Here is a 15,315-nt window from a genome sequence, read left to right on the forward strand (position 1 = left end):
AACCGTTCCAGGCGTGTGTGCGGCATCGTCGCGGCGAACATCGGGTGTACGGCGAAACGCGTGCTGCCCGTGGAGCGGGACAACACGTCGGGTGCGGTCGGCCCCGAGATCGCCGTGGAGCGTGCCGCGCCGCGTTCCATGTGTTCGCCGGCGTGCGTGGGTGATGAGCGGGGGCACCTGATCGTTTCGTGGCGCGCCCTGGTTGTGGAGACCCCGTCCGGACGGGCTAGTATTTCGCGCACGTTCGCTGCCTCGGGTGAGCCGATCGGACCGGGCCGCAGTCACTACGACCGAATCGTCGCCGGCGGCGGGGAGTCCGGGCCGGTCGCCGGTTCTGTCCCTCATATGGAGTTGCACCTGCCTGATATGCCGATCGCCCCACGACGCCGACACCGGACTACCGCGAGGCGCGCGGATCAGCGGCGGTCTGTCGGCGATCTCTCCCGTGGTTCACCGGCGCCCGCCGGCCGAGCCCGCCCGAATCCGACCCCGGCCCGCCGGCCGGCGCCGACGGCATCCGTTCCCGGTCGTCGCCCATCACGGTGGTGCCTGGCCAGGAGGAGCATCCGATGAGCAGCTCGTTCAGCGCCCAACCGAGGCCCGCGGCGGTCGAGCCCGGAGACCGGGATCTGGTCGTCGTCGTCAGCCCGTTCGGTGAGCCCGCGCCGCACCTGGTGGCGGCGGTCGGCCACGCCGGCGGCCTGGGAATCCTCGATCTCGGCCTCGACCCGGCCCGCGGCCGGGAGTCGATGGCCGCCGCGGCCGCCTGGTCGACCGCGCCGTTCGGGGTCCGGGTCCCCGAGGGCTGCCCGATCGGCAGCGGTGACCTGCCTGCCGGCGTCGACACGGTGCTGCTCGGGGTGAACGCCCCGTGGACGGTGGCCGAGGCGGCCGGCCGCGGTCGGCGTGTCCTCGTCGAGGTGCTGTCCGTGGCGGACGCGATGGGCGCGCTCGAATCGGGAGCGGCCGGCCTCGTCGCTCGCGGCAGTGAGGCCGGCGGACGGGTCGGTGACCTCACGACGTTCACTCTGCTACAGCACCTGATCGCCGCGAAGGCGACACGGCGGGACGGGACCGTTGCCCCCGTGTGGGCCGCTGGTGGCATTGGTCCGGCCACGGCCGCCGCGGCGATCGCCGGCGGGGCGGCCGGTGTGGTCCTGGACTCGCAGCTCGCGCTCGTTCGCGAGATGGAGCTGCCCACCGAGATCGCGGCCGCCGTTCGCGCCATGGACGGCAGCGAGACCGCGCTGATCGAGGGCCACCGCGTCTACGTGCGCCCGGATCTGCCGGTCGCCCGGCTGGTCGGCTGGCCTGCCGGCACGGGTGCTCCCAAGGACGGCGACGAGCCGGCCACGGATTTCCGGGACACCGGCGGCGAGCTCGCCTCCGACGGCGCGCTGACGTCCGCCGCGCCGGCGGCAACAGCGCCGGCGGCCACGGCATCCACCGTCGGCGGCGAGCGGGGCCCGGTGGCACTGCGGCTGGGTGGGCGCGACCTGCGGGAACAGCTTCTCCCGGTCGGGCAGGACGGTGCGCTGGCGGCCGACCTGGCCGACCGGTATGTGTCGGCGAGCGCCGTGGTGCGGGCCGTGCGGGAGTCCGTGCGGACCGCCCTAGACTCGGCGGCGCGCCACCGGCCGCTCGCGCCGGGATCGCCGTTCGCGGCCGCCCGCGGGCTGCGCTACCCGGTCGCGCAGGGGCCGATGACCAGGGTCAGTGACCGGGCGCGGTTCGCCCGCTCGGTGGCCGACGGGGGCGGGCTGCCCTTCCTCGCGCTCGCGCTGCTGGACGGCGCCGCGACCCGGACGCTGCTGACGGAGACCGCCGAGCTGCTCGGCGACTCGCCCTGGGGCGTGGGGATCCTCGGGTTCGCGCCGCCCGAGGTGCGCGCGGCCCAGCTTGAGGCGGTGCACGAGGTGCGCCCGCCCTGCGCGCTGATCGCCGGCGGCCGGCCGGCCCAGTCGGCGCCGCTGGAGGCCGCCGGCATCGACACCTTCCTGCACGTGCCCTCGCCGGGGCTGCTTGACCGCTTCCTCACCGACGGGGCGCGCAAGTTCGTCTTCGAGGGCCGCGAGTGCGGCGGCCACGTCGGGCCGCGGGCCAGCTTCTCGCTGTGGGAGGCGCAGATCACGCGCCTGCTCGCCTTCGCCCGGGCCGCCGGCGACGAGCCGGGGTCACTCCAGGACGTCCACGTGCTGTTCGCGGGCGGCATCCATGACGCGACCTCGGCGGCCATGGTCGCGGCGGCGGCGGCGCCGCTGGCCGACCGCGGCGCGCGGGTCGGTGTGCTCATGGGGACGGCCTACCTGTTCACCGAGGAGGCGGTCGCCGACGGCGCGATCATGCCCGGTTTCCAGGAGGCGGCGATCGGCGCCACCCGCACCGTGCTGCTGGAGACCTCGCCCGGGCACGCCACCCGGTGTGTGGAGTCCGAGTTCGTGCACACCTTCCTGCGCCGGCGCGAGGAGCTGACGGCCGCGGGCGTGGCGCGCAAGCAGATGTGGGCCGAGCTGGAGTCGCTCAACCTGGGCCGGCTGCGGATCGCCAGCCGGGGCGTCCGCCGCGAGGGGGGCCAGCTGGTCGCGGTCGGGCCCCGCGAGCAGGCCACGGACGGCATGTTCATGATCGGCCAGGTGGCGGCCCTGCGATCGGACCGCACGACGATCGGCCGGCTGCACGCCGAGGTGACCGAGCAGGCCACGGCGCTCGTCGCCGAGCGGGCGGCCGAGCGGGCAGCCGAGCGGGCCGGCGGGCCGACCGGGCAGGTCGCCGCGCTGCCGGCCCAGCGCACCGCCGGGAGCACCGACGCGGCCGACGGCGACCAGGCCGAGCGCGCCGCGCGGTCCGTGGCCGCCGTGCGCGAGGCGGCGCGGTCGCTCGACATCGCGATCGTCGGTATGTCAGCGGTGTTTCCGCGGGCTTCCGACGAGAAGGACTACTGGGCCAACGTGGTCGGCGGCGTCGACGCGATAACAGAGGTGTCACCCGAGCGGTGGGACGCGGATCTCTACTACGACCCGGAATCGGTCGTGAAGGACGCCGGCCGGCGGACGCCGTCCAAATGGGGCGGATTCCTGCCGAGAATCCCGTTCGACGCGCTCGCCTACGGAATACCGCCGCGTTCTCTGCGTAGCATTGATCCGGGTCAGCTCCTCGCGCTGGAGGTCGCCGCCCGGGCGATTCGCGACGCCGGGTACGAGAACCGGCCGTTCGACCGCCGACGCACCTCCGTCGTCTTCGGCGCTGAATCAGGGTCCGACCTTTCCACGACGTATGGATTCCGCTCCGCGCACCGGGCCTGGGTCGGTGAGCTTCCCGCCGAGCTCGAGGAGCTCCTGCCCGAGCTCGACGAGGATTCCTTTCCCGGCCTGCTCGCGAACGTCATAGCAGGACGGGTGGCGAATCGGCTCGACCTGGGTGGCCTGAACTTCACCGTCGACGCGGCGTGCGCCTCCTCACTGGCCGCCCTGGACGCAGCGTGTAAGGAACTGTCGGCGGGCTCGTCCGACATGGTGCTGTGCGGGGGTGTGGACACACATTCCAGCGTCCATGACTTCCTGCTGTTCGCCTCGGTGCACGCGCTGTCTCCCGGGGGCCGTTGCCGCAGCTTCGACTCCAGCGCGGACGGCACCAGCCTCGGTGAGGGTGTCGCCGTCGTCGTTCTCAAGCGCCTCGCGGACGCGCAGCGCGACGGTGACCGGATCCGCGCCGTCATCCGGTCGGTCGCAGGCTCCTCCGACGGCCGGGCGCTCGGCCTGACCGCGCCGCGCAAGGCCGGGCAGGTCATCTCCCTCGAGCGGGCCTACGCGACGGCGGGAATCTCGCCGTCCGAGGTCGGCATGCTGGAGGCGCACGCCACCGGAACAGTCGTGGGGGACCGCACCGAGCTCGCCACGCTCACCGAGGTGTTCACCGAGCACGGCGCCGCCGTCGGCCAGTGCGCGGTCGGTTCGGTGAAGTCGCAGATCGGCCACACGAAGTGCGCCGCGGGCCTGGCCGGGCTGGTCAAGGTGGCACGCGCGGTGGAGACCGGTGTGCGGCCGCCGACGCTGCACGTGGACCGCCCCAACCCGTACTGGGAGCGGGAGAGCAGCCCGTTCTACTTCGACGACCAGGCCCGTCCGTGGATCGCGCCCGCCGGGCGCCGCCACGCCGGCCTGTCCGCCTTCGGGTTCGGCGGGACGAACTTCCACGTCGTCGTGTCGGCCTACGACAAGGCACCGGAGCCCGCGCACGGCCTGGACCGGTGGCCGGCGGAGCTGTTCGTGATCCGCGGCCGGGACCGGGCCGCCGCGCTGCGCCGGCTGGACCGCCTCGCCGAGCTGGCCCGCGCCAACGAGGAGGCAGGCCGGCCCTACCACCTGCGCGATCTCGCCCGCACCGCGGCCGAGGAGCGAGGCGGCCCGGTGCGGATCGCCTTCGTCGTCGACGAGCTGGACGAGCTCGCCGCCGCCCTCGACCGGGCGCGGGAGCCGCGGTCCGACTCCCGCCTCGGCGTGTTCGTCCACGCCGAGGACGAGGCCGGCGCCGCGGGCGGAACGGCCGGCGCCTCCGGTGCCACCTCCGCCGGTGCTGGGACGTCCGTCGCGGGCTCTGGCTCCGGTTCGGTGGCGTTCCTCTTCCCCGGCCAGGGCAGCCAGCGGCCCGGGATGCTCGCGGATCTCTTCGTGGCCTTCCCGCGCCTGCGCTCCCTGCTGGAGCTCGCCCCGGATGTCGCCGCCACGATGTTCCCCCCGGCCGCCTTCAGCGACACCGAGCGGGCGGCCCAGGCCGCGGCGCTGACCGACACCCGGGCGGCGCAGCCCGCGCTGGGAATGGCCGGGCTGGCCGTCCACGACATCCTGGCCGGGCTGAAGATCCGTCCCGACCACGTCGCCGGTCACTCCTACGGCGAGCTGGTCGCGCTGTGCGCGGCTGGGGCGTACGACCGGGCCGACCTCGTCCGCCTCAGCCGGGCCCGCGCCGACGCGATCCTCGCGGCGGCCGGCGGCGACCCGGGCACCATGGCCGCGGTGTCGGCGACGGCCGACCAGATCCGGGACGTGCTCGGTGTGCCCGCCGCCGACGGCACCGTGGCGGGAGTGGCGCTCGCCAACCAGAACGCGCCCCGCCAGACCGTGATCTCCGGGCCGACCGCCGACGTCGACGCCGCGGTCGGCCGGCTCAAGGACGCCGGACTCTCGGCCCGGCGCATCCCGGTGGCCTGCGCCTTTCACAGCCCGGTGATCGCCGGCGCGGCCCAGGCGCTGGCCGGTGAGCTCGCCGCCACGGCCGTCGGCGATCTCACGCTGCCGGTGTGGTCCAACACGACCGCCGCGCCCTACCCGCGGACCCCGGACGGCACGCGCGCGACGCTGGCCGGCCAGGTCGCGGCCCCCGTTCGCTTCGTCGAGCAGATCGAGGCGATGTACGCGGCCGGCGTGCGGGTCTTCGTCGAGACCGGGCCGGGCCGGGTGCTCTCCCAGCTCACGGCGAAGATTCTCGCCGGACGTCCGCACCGGGTCGTGGCGACCGACGCACCGGGGGAGCACGGCCTGCGCCGGCTGCTGCTCGCGGTGGCCGAGCTCGCGGCGGCCGGAGTGGAGATGGACCCGTCGGCCCTGTTCGCGGGCCGCGACACCCGCACGGTCCCGGCCGACGGGATGCCGCGGCGCCCGGGCTGGCTGATCGACGGCGCGTATGTGCGGACCGGCCAGGGCGGTTACCTGCCCGGTGGTCTGCGGCCCGCCCGGCGGGTTCCGCCGGTCGCGCCGGCGGTGGGGACCGAGCCGGCCACGGCTGGGACGGGTGGGTCCGGTGACACAGGCAGGCAGGACGGCCCCGGGGCCTGGCGCGTGCTCGCGCCCGGCCCAGCGGTGGCCGACCCAGCGGTGGCCGACCCAGTTGTGGGCGGCCCAGTGGTGGCCGGCGGATCGGCAGGAGGCACTCCAGTGGACGGCCCTCAGATGATGAACGGGCACGCGAACGGGCACCGCGACGGCTGGTACCCGGGGCCGAACGGGTCCGGGCCCGCGCTCGCCGCCGCCGGGACTTCCGGCGAGCAGGTGGTCGACGGCCGTCCGGCTGCCCCGGCCCCGGTCGCCAGCCCCGCCGACGCGGCCGTCCTCGAGTTCCTGCGGACGGGTCGTGATCTTGTTGCGGCGCAGCGTGACGTCCTGCTGACGTATCTGGGTGGCGCCGCGGCCGCGCCGGTCGAGCACGGTGCCGGGCGGTGGACGCCGGCAACCACCCTGCCGGCCCCGGCGGCCCCGGCGGCCGTCATGCCGGCCGCTGTGACCGCCGCGCCTGCCGGGCCCGCCGTGGCCGCGCCGGCCCCGGCCGCGTCGGCCCCGGCCATGCCGGCGCCGGTTGTCGCCATGCCGGCCGCGGTGGAGGCCGGTGCGCTGGTCGCCGCCGTGCCGGCCGCGGTGGAGGCGGGCGTATCGGCTGCCGCCGGGTTGTCGGCGGAGGCTGTGGCGGATGCGGTGGTGGGGGTGATCGCGGATCTGACGGGTTATCCGGCGGAGATGTTGGAGCCGGATCTGGATCTTGAGGCTGATCTGTCGATCGATTCGATCAAGCGGACGGAGATTCTGGGGGAGCTTGCGGGCCGGGTGGGTCTGGCTGGTGTGGGTGCGGGCGATGTGGATGAGTCGGTGGTGGAGGAGTTGGCGGCGGTGAAGACGGTCCGGGGGATCGTTTCCTGGATCGTGGAGCACCAGTCCACCGACCAGGCCGCCACCCCGGCGATCACCGCCGGGGACGGAACCGGCCACGGTGCGGGGCCCGGCGCCGGCGCGGGCGCGGGCGCGGGATGGGCCGGGCCCGGACAGGTCGAGGTGCCCGAGCAGAGCCGCGCCGAGCGTCGGTCCGCCGACGGCGCCGGCGGCCGGGGGCAGTCCGGCGGGCCGTGGGCCGGGTCGGCGGCGGTCCCGGCGTCCGCCGTCCCGGCAACCGCTGCGGCAACGGCCGCGGCGAGGCCGCCCGCGCCGGGTACGCGGAACAGGGCTGGCGTGCCGTCGGCCGCCGCGGCGCCGGCCACGGCCGTTCCGGTGCCGGCGGGTGTTCCGGTGATGTCCGCGCCGCTCGGAGCGCCGGCCGGTGCCCCGCCACGGCCCGCGTCGGCACCGGAGAGCTGGGGGGTGCGTTCGGCCCCGCGGGGCTCGACGGACCCGGTGTTCGCCGAGCGGGTGCCGCTGCGTCGGTTCGTGGTGGAGTCCACCGAACTGGCTCCGCTGCCGTCCTGGGATGACGTCGTCGCCGCTGGTCGGGCGGCGGTGCTGGACGGCGCCCGGTTCGCCGTCGTCGACGGCGGGCTCGGGATCGGCCTCGCGCTGTCGACCCTGCTGGAGCAGGCCGGGGCGCAGGTCCGCATCATCTCGGCGAACGACGCCGCCCTGGGCGAGCTGGTCGCCTCCGGCATCGCCGCCGACGGGCTGTTCTGGGCCGCCTCGGCCGAGGGCTCGGCGGGGCCGGTGGGCGGTCTGCCGGCGGCGTTCCCGGCGCTGCGCGCCGCCGCGCTGGCCGGAATCCGGCGGCTCGTCGCGGTCACCGGCCTCGGTGGTGATCTCGGCCGCAACGGCGAGATCGGCGACCCGGGCCCGGGCGCCGGCATGGCCGGGCTGGTCCGGACCCTGGCCCGTGAGCTGCCCGACCTCCTGATCAGGCTGGTGGACGTCCATCCCAAGGCGCAGCCGCGGCGGATCGCGGAGAGCCTGCTCGCGGAGATGCTCGACCCGGCCGCGCCGGTCGTCGTCGGCTACCGCGACGGCGTCCGGATCGCGCCCGAGCTGCGGATGTCCGACCTGGTCGCGGTCACCGCCGGGCCGGGGTCCGCGGCCGCCGGATCGCCTCGGGCCGCCGCCGCTCCGCCGGGGCTGGACAGGTCCGGCGTCGTCCTGCTGACCGGTGGTGCGCGTGGGATCACGGCCCGTACCGCGCTGGCGCTTGCGGGTGCCACCGGCTGCGCGGTCGAACTGGTCGGGCGCACGCCCGTCCCGGACGCGCCCGAGGACGAGGCCACGGCGGGTGCGCTCGACGCCCCGGCGCTGCGCCGGGCCCTGATCGCGACGGGGGTGCGCCGCCCGGCCGAGATCGAGGCGCGCATCGGGCGGATCCTGGCCGAGCGGGAGATCCGTGCCACGCTCGCCGCGCTGCGGGAGGTCGCCGCGTCGGTGCGCTACCACCCGATCGACGTGCGGGACGTCACCGCCGTCGCCGGTGTCGTCGCCGACGTCTACGCCCGCCACGGCCGGTTGGACGGTGTCGTGCACGGCGCCGGCGTCCTGGAGGACCGGCTGCTGCGGGACAAGTCGCCGGAGTCCTTCGACCGGGTGTTCCGCACGAAGGTCGACGGGGCGCGCGCCCTACTGGACGCGCTGCGGCCCGATGTGGGCTTCGTTGTGCTCTTCGGCAGCGTGGCCGGGGTGTTCGGCAATCGCGGGCAGGTCGACTACGCCGCCGCCAACGACGCCCTGGACGCCCTCGCGCACACCGCCTCGGCGCGCTTCGCCGGCCGGGTGGTCAGCGTCGACTGGGGTCCCTGGGGCACCGACACGGCCGCCGGCCGTGGGATGGTGTCCGCCGAGCTGTCCCGGGAGTACGCCCGCCGGGGCATCGGCCTGATCGACCCCGGCGAAGGGGTCGCCGCGTTGCTGCGAGAGCTCGGTGAGCCGGTCGCGGACGCGCCGACCCAGGTCGTCTACATGTGCGCGGGAGTCGGGTCGTTCGATGGGTGACACATCCCGCCACAGCGGCGGCGGCCCCCGCGGCGCGGGCGGGCAGGAGATCGCGATCGTCGGGATGTCCGCGCTGTTCCCCGGCGCGGGCGACCTGGACACCTACTGGCACAACATCGTCGGTGGCGTGGACGCGATCAGCGACGTCCCACCGGGCCGCTGGGACCTCGACGAGTACTACGCCGGGCCGGCCACGGACGGCGACCGGCAGCCCGGCGGCGACCGGCGCGACGGCGGCCGGCGGCCGGACGGCGCGGGCTTCTACTGCCGGCGCGGCGGGTTCGTCGACGACCTGGCGACGTTCGACCCGGCCCGGTTCGGCATCGTCCCGGTCTCGGTCGACTGGGCGGAGCCCGACCAGCTGCTCGCGCTGCGGCTCGCCGCCGAGGCCATGGACGACGCCGGCGGGGCCGAGACGCTCGGTGACCGCGGCCGCGTCGGCGTCGTGGTGGGCCGCGGCGGCTACGTCGGGCCGGGTGTCGCCCGGCTCGAGCAGCGGGTCCGCACCTCGCACCAACTGGCGACCACGCTGCGCGAGGTGCTGCCGGACGTCCCGGACGCGGCCGTCGACCAGGTCGTCGACGCGTTCCTGGCCCGGCTGGGGCCGCAGCGGCCGGAGGCGTCCATCGGCCTGGTGCCGAACCTGGCGGCCTCGCGGATCGCGAACCGTCTCGACCTGCACGGCCCGGCGTACACGATCGACGCGGCCTGCGCGTCGTCCCTGGTCGCGGTGGACATCGCGGTGCGGGAGCTGGCCGGCGGCCGGGCCGGCGCGATGATCGTCGGCGGCGTGCACATCGTGCACGAGGTCTCGTTCTGGAGCCTGTTCACGCTGCTGCGGGCGCTCTCGCCCACCCAGCGGATCCGGCCGTTCGACCGCCGTGCCGACGGCCTGCTCATGGGCGAGGGCGTCGGGATGATCGTCCTGAAGCGGCTGGCCGACGCCCGCCGCGACGGCGACCGGGTCTACGCCGTGCTGCGCGGCGCCGGGACGTCCAGCGACGGGCGCACCGCGAGCCTGATGGCACCCGCGTCCTCCGGGCAGATCCTGGCGATCGAGCGGGCCTGGGCGGACGCCGGCCTCGACCCGGCGGCGCCCGGCGCGGTCGGGCTGATCGAGGCGCACGGAACCGCGACTCCGGCCGGCGACGGGACCGAGCTCTCGACGCTGGCGAAGGTCTTCGGCGGCGAGGTCGGGGCGAGCCCCGTCGGCCTCGGGTCGGTGAAGTCGATGATCGGGCACGCGATGCCCGCCGCCGGCATGGCCGGGCTGATCAAGGCCGCGCTGGCGCTGCACCACCGCACCCTGCCGCCGACGCTGCACTGCGACGAGCCGCACCCGCTGTTCGACGGGAGCCGTTTCGCCCCGGTCCGGACGGCGGCCGAGTGGGAGCCGTCCGGTTCCGCGCCGCGGCGGGCGGGGGTGAACGCCTTCGGGTTCGGCGGCGTGAACGCGCACGTCGTCCTGGAGGAGTGCCTCGACGACCACGCCGGCGCCGTCAACCCGGTGAGCTTCGGCGGTTCCGTCGGTTCCGCCGCCACCGCCACCGCCGTCGCCGCCGCCGGGACGGGTGCCGTGCTCGGGCCCGACCCGGAGGCCGAGCGGGTCCTGCTGTTCGCGGGCTCGTCGGCGGCCGAGATCGTCGCCCAGCTCGACGTCCCGGACGCCGACCTGCTGGGGCGCGACGACGCCGCGTCCCCGCCGGCGGGTGGGCCGTTCCGGCTGGCGTTGGTGGCGCCCACCCCGCGCCGGCTCGCGCTGGCCCGCACGGTGGCGGCCCGCGGCACCGCCTGGCGCGGGCGGAACGATCTCTGGTTCGTCCCCGAGCCCCTGCTCGGCGACCGCCCGGCGTCCGACGCCGCGGGCGGACCGCGGCTGGCGTTCCTGTTCTGCGGTCTGGAGGACAAGTTCGCCCCGCGGATCGACGACGTGTGCGACCACTTCGGCCTGCCGCGTCCGGAGGTGGGCGACACCGCCGAGCTCGGCAGCCACGGCGTCGCCAGCGTCCAGGTGGGACGGGTCCTCGACACGGCGCTGCGTCGCCTCGGGGTGGTCCCCGACCTGGTCGCCGGGCACAGCGTGGGCGAGTGGAACGCGATGCTCTCGGCCGGGCTGATGAGCGACGACTACGCCGACGAGTTCATCGAGGTCTTCGACCCGGCCTCGCTCGAGGTGCCCGGTGTCGTGTTCGGTGCGCTGGGCTGCGGCGCGGAGGTCGCCGCCGAGGTGATCGCCGGACTGCCCGAGATCGTGGTCTCGCACGACAACTGCCCGCACCAGTCGATCATCTGCGGGCGGGTGGACAGCGTCGAGACCGCGCTCGCCCGCCTGCGCGCCCGCGGGGTGCTGGGGCAGACGCTGCCGTTCCGCTCGGGCTTCCACTCCCCGTTCCTGCGGCCGCACCTCAAGCGCCTGCAGGACGGCCTTTACAACACCCCCTTGCACGCGGCGCGGGTGCCTGTGTGGTCCGCCACCACGGTGGCTCCGTATCCATCCGGACACGACGACATCCGGGAGCTGGCCGTCCGGCACCTGCTCGAGCCGGTGCGTTTCCGGGAGCTGACGCGGCGCCTGCACTCCGCGGGCGTCCGGGTGTTCGTGCAGGTCGGGATGGGCAGCGTCGCCGGATTCGTCGACGACACCCTCAACGGGCCGGGGGACGAGCACGCGTCGCTGGTCACGAACACCGTCAAGCGGTCCGGCCTCGACCAGCTCCGGCGGGTCGCGGTCGCGCTGTGGGCCGAGGGCGCCGCGCCGCGCCTGGACGTCCTGCCCTGCCACACCAGACCAGAGCCCGCCACCGTCCCGGCCAGGGAGCCGCGGGCGCCCCGGGTGCCTCAGACGGCCGCGCCGGCTCGGCCCGGGCGCGCGGTGCGGCTGCGCCTGGGCACGCCGCTCGTCCGGCTCGGGGCGGACGCGCCGGACCTCGCGGCGTCGCTCCCGTCCCGGATCAGCGGCGAGGCCGCGGGACGTCCCGTCGGCGAGACGCCGGCCCAGGTGGCCGACGGGCTCGGCGGGCCCGCGCGGCATGCCGTCCTCGCCGAGCTGGGCGCGGCGGTCACGGACGCGAGAGCGGTGATGTCCACCGTCACCGACCGCTGGGCCGCGACGCGGGCGTCCGGTCCCCCCTCGACGGCGCCGGCGGCGACCTCCGTGCCTGTTGCGCCGGCCGGGCCGGCGGCGAGTGGGCCGGGTGGTGGGCGGACCGTGCGGCGGGAGCTCTCGCTGGCGACGATGCCCGAGGTCGCCGACCACTGCTTCTACCGGCAGCCCCCGGGGTGGTCCGACCCGTCCGACCTGTTCCCGGTCGTGCCACTGACCGGCGTGCTTGAAATGATCATGGCTGAGGCGAGCGCGCTGATGCCCGGCCGCGCGGTGGTGGCCGTCCGGGACGTGCGGGCCACCCGCTGGCTGGCGATCGAGCCGCCGGTGCAGGTCACGATCACCTGCGCGCCGCTGGGCCCGGACGAGGTCCGGGTGGACGTCGTCGGCTACACGCGGGCGACGGTCGTCTTCGCCGACGCCTACCCGGCGCCGCCGCCGGTGACCGACACGGCCACCGGGTTCGTCCCGGCGCCGGGCGCGGCGGGGGAGGTCGTGATCCCCGGCGAGTCGCCGTCCCCGCACACCGGCCGCGCGATCTACGACGACCGGCTGCTCTTCCACGGGCCCGGCTACCAGGGCGTCGAGTCCGTCGACGGGATGGCCCCGACAGGGCTGCGTGGCTGGCTGCGGGTGACGCCCGCCAGCGGCGCGCTGCTCGACAACGCCGGCCAGTTCTTCGGCTACTGGGGCATGCAGTACCTGCCGTCGGACTGGCTGCTCTTCCCGGCCTCGGTCACCTCGATGCGGTTCTTCGGCCCACCGCCGCCGGTCGGCGCGCGGATGTCCTACCTGGGCCGGATCCGGGACGTGACCGACCGCACCGCCACCGCGGACATGGAGATCCGGGACGCCGGCGGACGGCTGTGGGGGCACATCCAGGGCTGGACCGACCGACGGTTCACCGAGGACGACGTCCTGTGGTCGATGGCACTGGCGCCGGAGGCGAACACGCAGAGCCACCTGACGCCGGACGGCTGGGTGGTGGTCACCGAGCACTGGCGTGACCCGGCGTCCCGGGAGCTGTCGTTGCGCCACTACCTCGACGCGGACGAGCGGACGCGGCTGGCCCGCCACAATCCGCTGGCTGCCCGGTCCTGGTTGCTGGGGCGGATCGCGGCCAAGGACGCCGTGCGGCGCCGCTGGTGGGAGCGCGGGGCCGGCGCGGTGTGGCCGATCGAGGTCGGCGTGACGGATCTGGTGTCCGGGCGGCTGGTCGTCGGCACGGTGCCCACCCGACCGGGCCTGCCCGAGCTCACCCGCCCCGAGGTGAGCATCGCCCATCGTCCGGAGATCGCCGTCGCCCTCGCGGTGGACGACCCGCGGGACGTCGGCGGCGTGGGGATCGCTCTGGAGCGCATCGAACGGCGCGGGCCCGACGCGGAGGCGGCCGTGCTCGCCGAATCCGAGCTGAGCCTGCTCGACGAACTGGCCGGCGCGGATCCGGATGTCCGCGCGGTCTGGCTCGCGCGGTTCGCCGCGGCGAAGCAGGCCGCCGCGAAGACGTACGGGACCGGGCCGGTCGGCGATCAACGGCGGTTCGTCGTCGGCCGGCCGCGACCGGGCGGATCCGCCGTCCTGGCGGCGGTGCCGCGCGGGCCGGGCGGGGTGGTCGCCCATCTGGTCGGCGCGCCGACCGAGGCGACCGGCCTGCCGGCCCCGACGCTGGTTCCAGTCACCGTCTCCGCCCCGGACGGCGGGCCGGGGGCGGCACCGGCCGCGGCCGGGCACGCCGCCCCGGCGGAAGTGGGAGCGGGGGCTAGCGAGACGTGGTGGGTGGCACTGCGCACCATGGACACCACCGGCCGGCCCCGTCCCGACACCGAACCGAATGATCACACTGCCGCATCCGGCACCGCCGCACCCGGCGGTCACACCGCCGGAACCGGCGATCGCGTCGCCGCACCCGGCGGCGTACCCGCCGGCGGCTACATCGTGGCCTGGACCTCGCCACGGATCGAGCGATCCGCGAGGCCTCCGGGCGGCGCGGCCGGGAGCCCGCCCACGCGGCGGCCCGGCGGTCAACCCACCAGCCCGGCCGGTGACCGGCCGGGCGCACGGACCGGTACGCAGCCCGATCAGCAGAAGGAGCAGACCCAGCGATGACCACCGACCAGTCGACCATGACCGCGGACCCGGCGACCCGCGCCGACCAGGTGCTCGCGGACGTGACGGAGATCCTGCGCGACGTGATCGGCGAGGAGTACATCGTCGACATGTCGATCGACATGGACACCTCCTTCAACGCGGACCTCGAGCTCGAGAGCATCGAGTTCGTGACCTTCGCCGACCGGCTCCGGGAGACCTACGGGGACCACGTCGACTTCGTCGGCTTCCTCTCGGAGATGGACGTCGACCAGGTGATCAACATGAAGGTCGGGGAGGTCGTCCAGTTCATCGTCGACAGCCTCGAGACCGACACGCCGGCCGCCGCCCGTTAGCGGCGGTCACGGTCGGCGGGGGGCTACGGGGACCTCGTATGCGCGCGGCGCGGGGCGCGCCGCGCGCACAACCTTCGTGAACGAAGCTAGGGAGAGAGTGCGTGGCTGAGATCGTCGCGAACGGCGTCCGTCTGCATGTGCAGAGGCTGGGGCCCAAGGGTGGGGCCGGTCCCGAGTCGCCGGTCGTGGTGATGGTGCACGGAATGGTGATGGACAACATCGCCAGCTTCTACTTCGCGCTGGGCAACTGCCTGGCCGGGGCGGGATGCGACGTCATCTGCTACGACCTGCGCGGCCATGGCCGCAGTGAGCGGACCCCGACCGGCTACACGATGGCCGACTCGATGGCCGACCTCGAGGGCCTGCTCGACGCGCTCGACGTGCGCCGGCCGGTGCACGTCGTGGGCAACAGCTACGGCGCGACGCTGACCCTCGCACTCGGCCTGGCCCGCCCGGAGCGGGTGGCGAGCCTGACCCTCATCGAGCCGCCGTTCCTCATCGAGGGCCTCGGCGAGGAGATGGCGCGCTCACTGACCCAGGTGCTCGCGGCCGTCACCGACGAGGAGGTGGAGGAGTGGCTGGCGAACTCCGCCGGCCGCGCGGTCTCCCGGATCACGCGCGCCTCGCAGGCGCTGCTGAAGGAGACCACGATCGCCGAGGACATGCTGGCGACCCCGCCGTTCTCGCCGGAGGCGCTGGCCAGCCTGCCGATGCCGGTGCTCGCCGTCTACGGGGCGAACTCGGACATCATCGACCAGGCCGAGGGGCTCGCCGAGCTCGTCCCGGACTGCACCCTGGTCGTCCTGGAGCAGCACACCCACATGGTGCTGCGCGAGGCGGCCGACTACCTGCGCGACCTGCTGCGCTGGTGGCTGTTCCGGCGGTCCGAGCCGATGCCCTCGCACCAGGTGCGCGGCGCCGGGTTCGACACTCCCGACTGGGTGCGGCAGATGATCCCGCCGCCGAACCTCAACAGTGGGGACGAGCCCACGACGTCGCTGTCCGCGGCGCGGGCCGGCTCGTCGGCCGAGGCCTGACCGTCACCGGTGCGGCT

At 75.4% G+C, this 15,315-nt stretch carries 4 protein-coding genes; all 4 read left to right on the plus strand.

All coding sequences use genetic code 11. From position 1 onward, the window contains the following. Positions 1-569: 569 nt before the first annotated feature. The 4 genes from E0504_RS34310 to E0504_RS34325 all read left to right on the plus strand — a co-directional run bounded on the left by E0504_RS34310 (position 570) and on the right by E0504_RS34325 (position 15,298). The gene (locus E0504_RS34310; protein WP_131626613.1) at positions 570-8,717 is read left to right on the plus strand and encodes a type I polyketide synthase; all 8,148 of its coding nucleotides are present in this window, start codon (positions 570-572) and stop codon (positions 8,715-8,717) included. Then, on the plus strand, positions 8,710-13,926 hold the full coding sequence (locus tag E0504_RS34315; protein ID WP_131626614.1) for a type I polyketide synthase: 5,217 nt from the start codon (positions 8,710-8,712) through the stop codon (positions 13,924-13,926). The genes E0504_RS34310 and E0504_RS34315 overlap by 8 nt, the downstream gene beginning before the upstream one ends. Further along, the gene (locus E0504_RS34320; RefSeq protein WP_071066803.1) at positions 13,923-14,261 is read left to right on the plus strand and encodes an acyl carrier protein; all 339 of its coding nucleotides are present in this window, start codon (positions 13,923-13,925) and stop codon (positions 14,259-14,261) included. Before E0504_RS34315 ends, E0504_RS34320 begins: the two co-directional genes overlap by 4 nt. A gap of 101 nt (positions 14,262-14,362) precedes the next feature. Beyond that, positions 14,363-15,298 (plus strand): alpha/beta fold hydrolase, encoded by a 936-nt coding sequence (locus E0504_RS34325; protein ID WP_071066802.1) that lies wholly within the window; start codon positions 14,363-14,365, stop codon positions 15,296-15,298. Positions 15,299-15,315: the final 17 nt, after the last annotated feature.

Source organism: Parafrankia sp. BMG5.11, assembly GCF_004337455.1.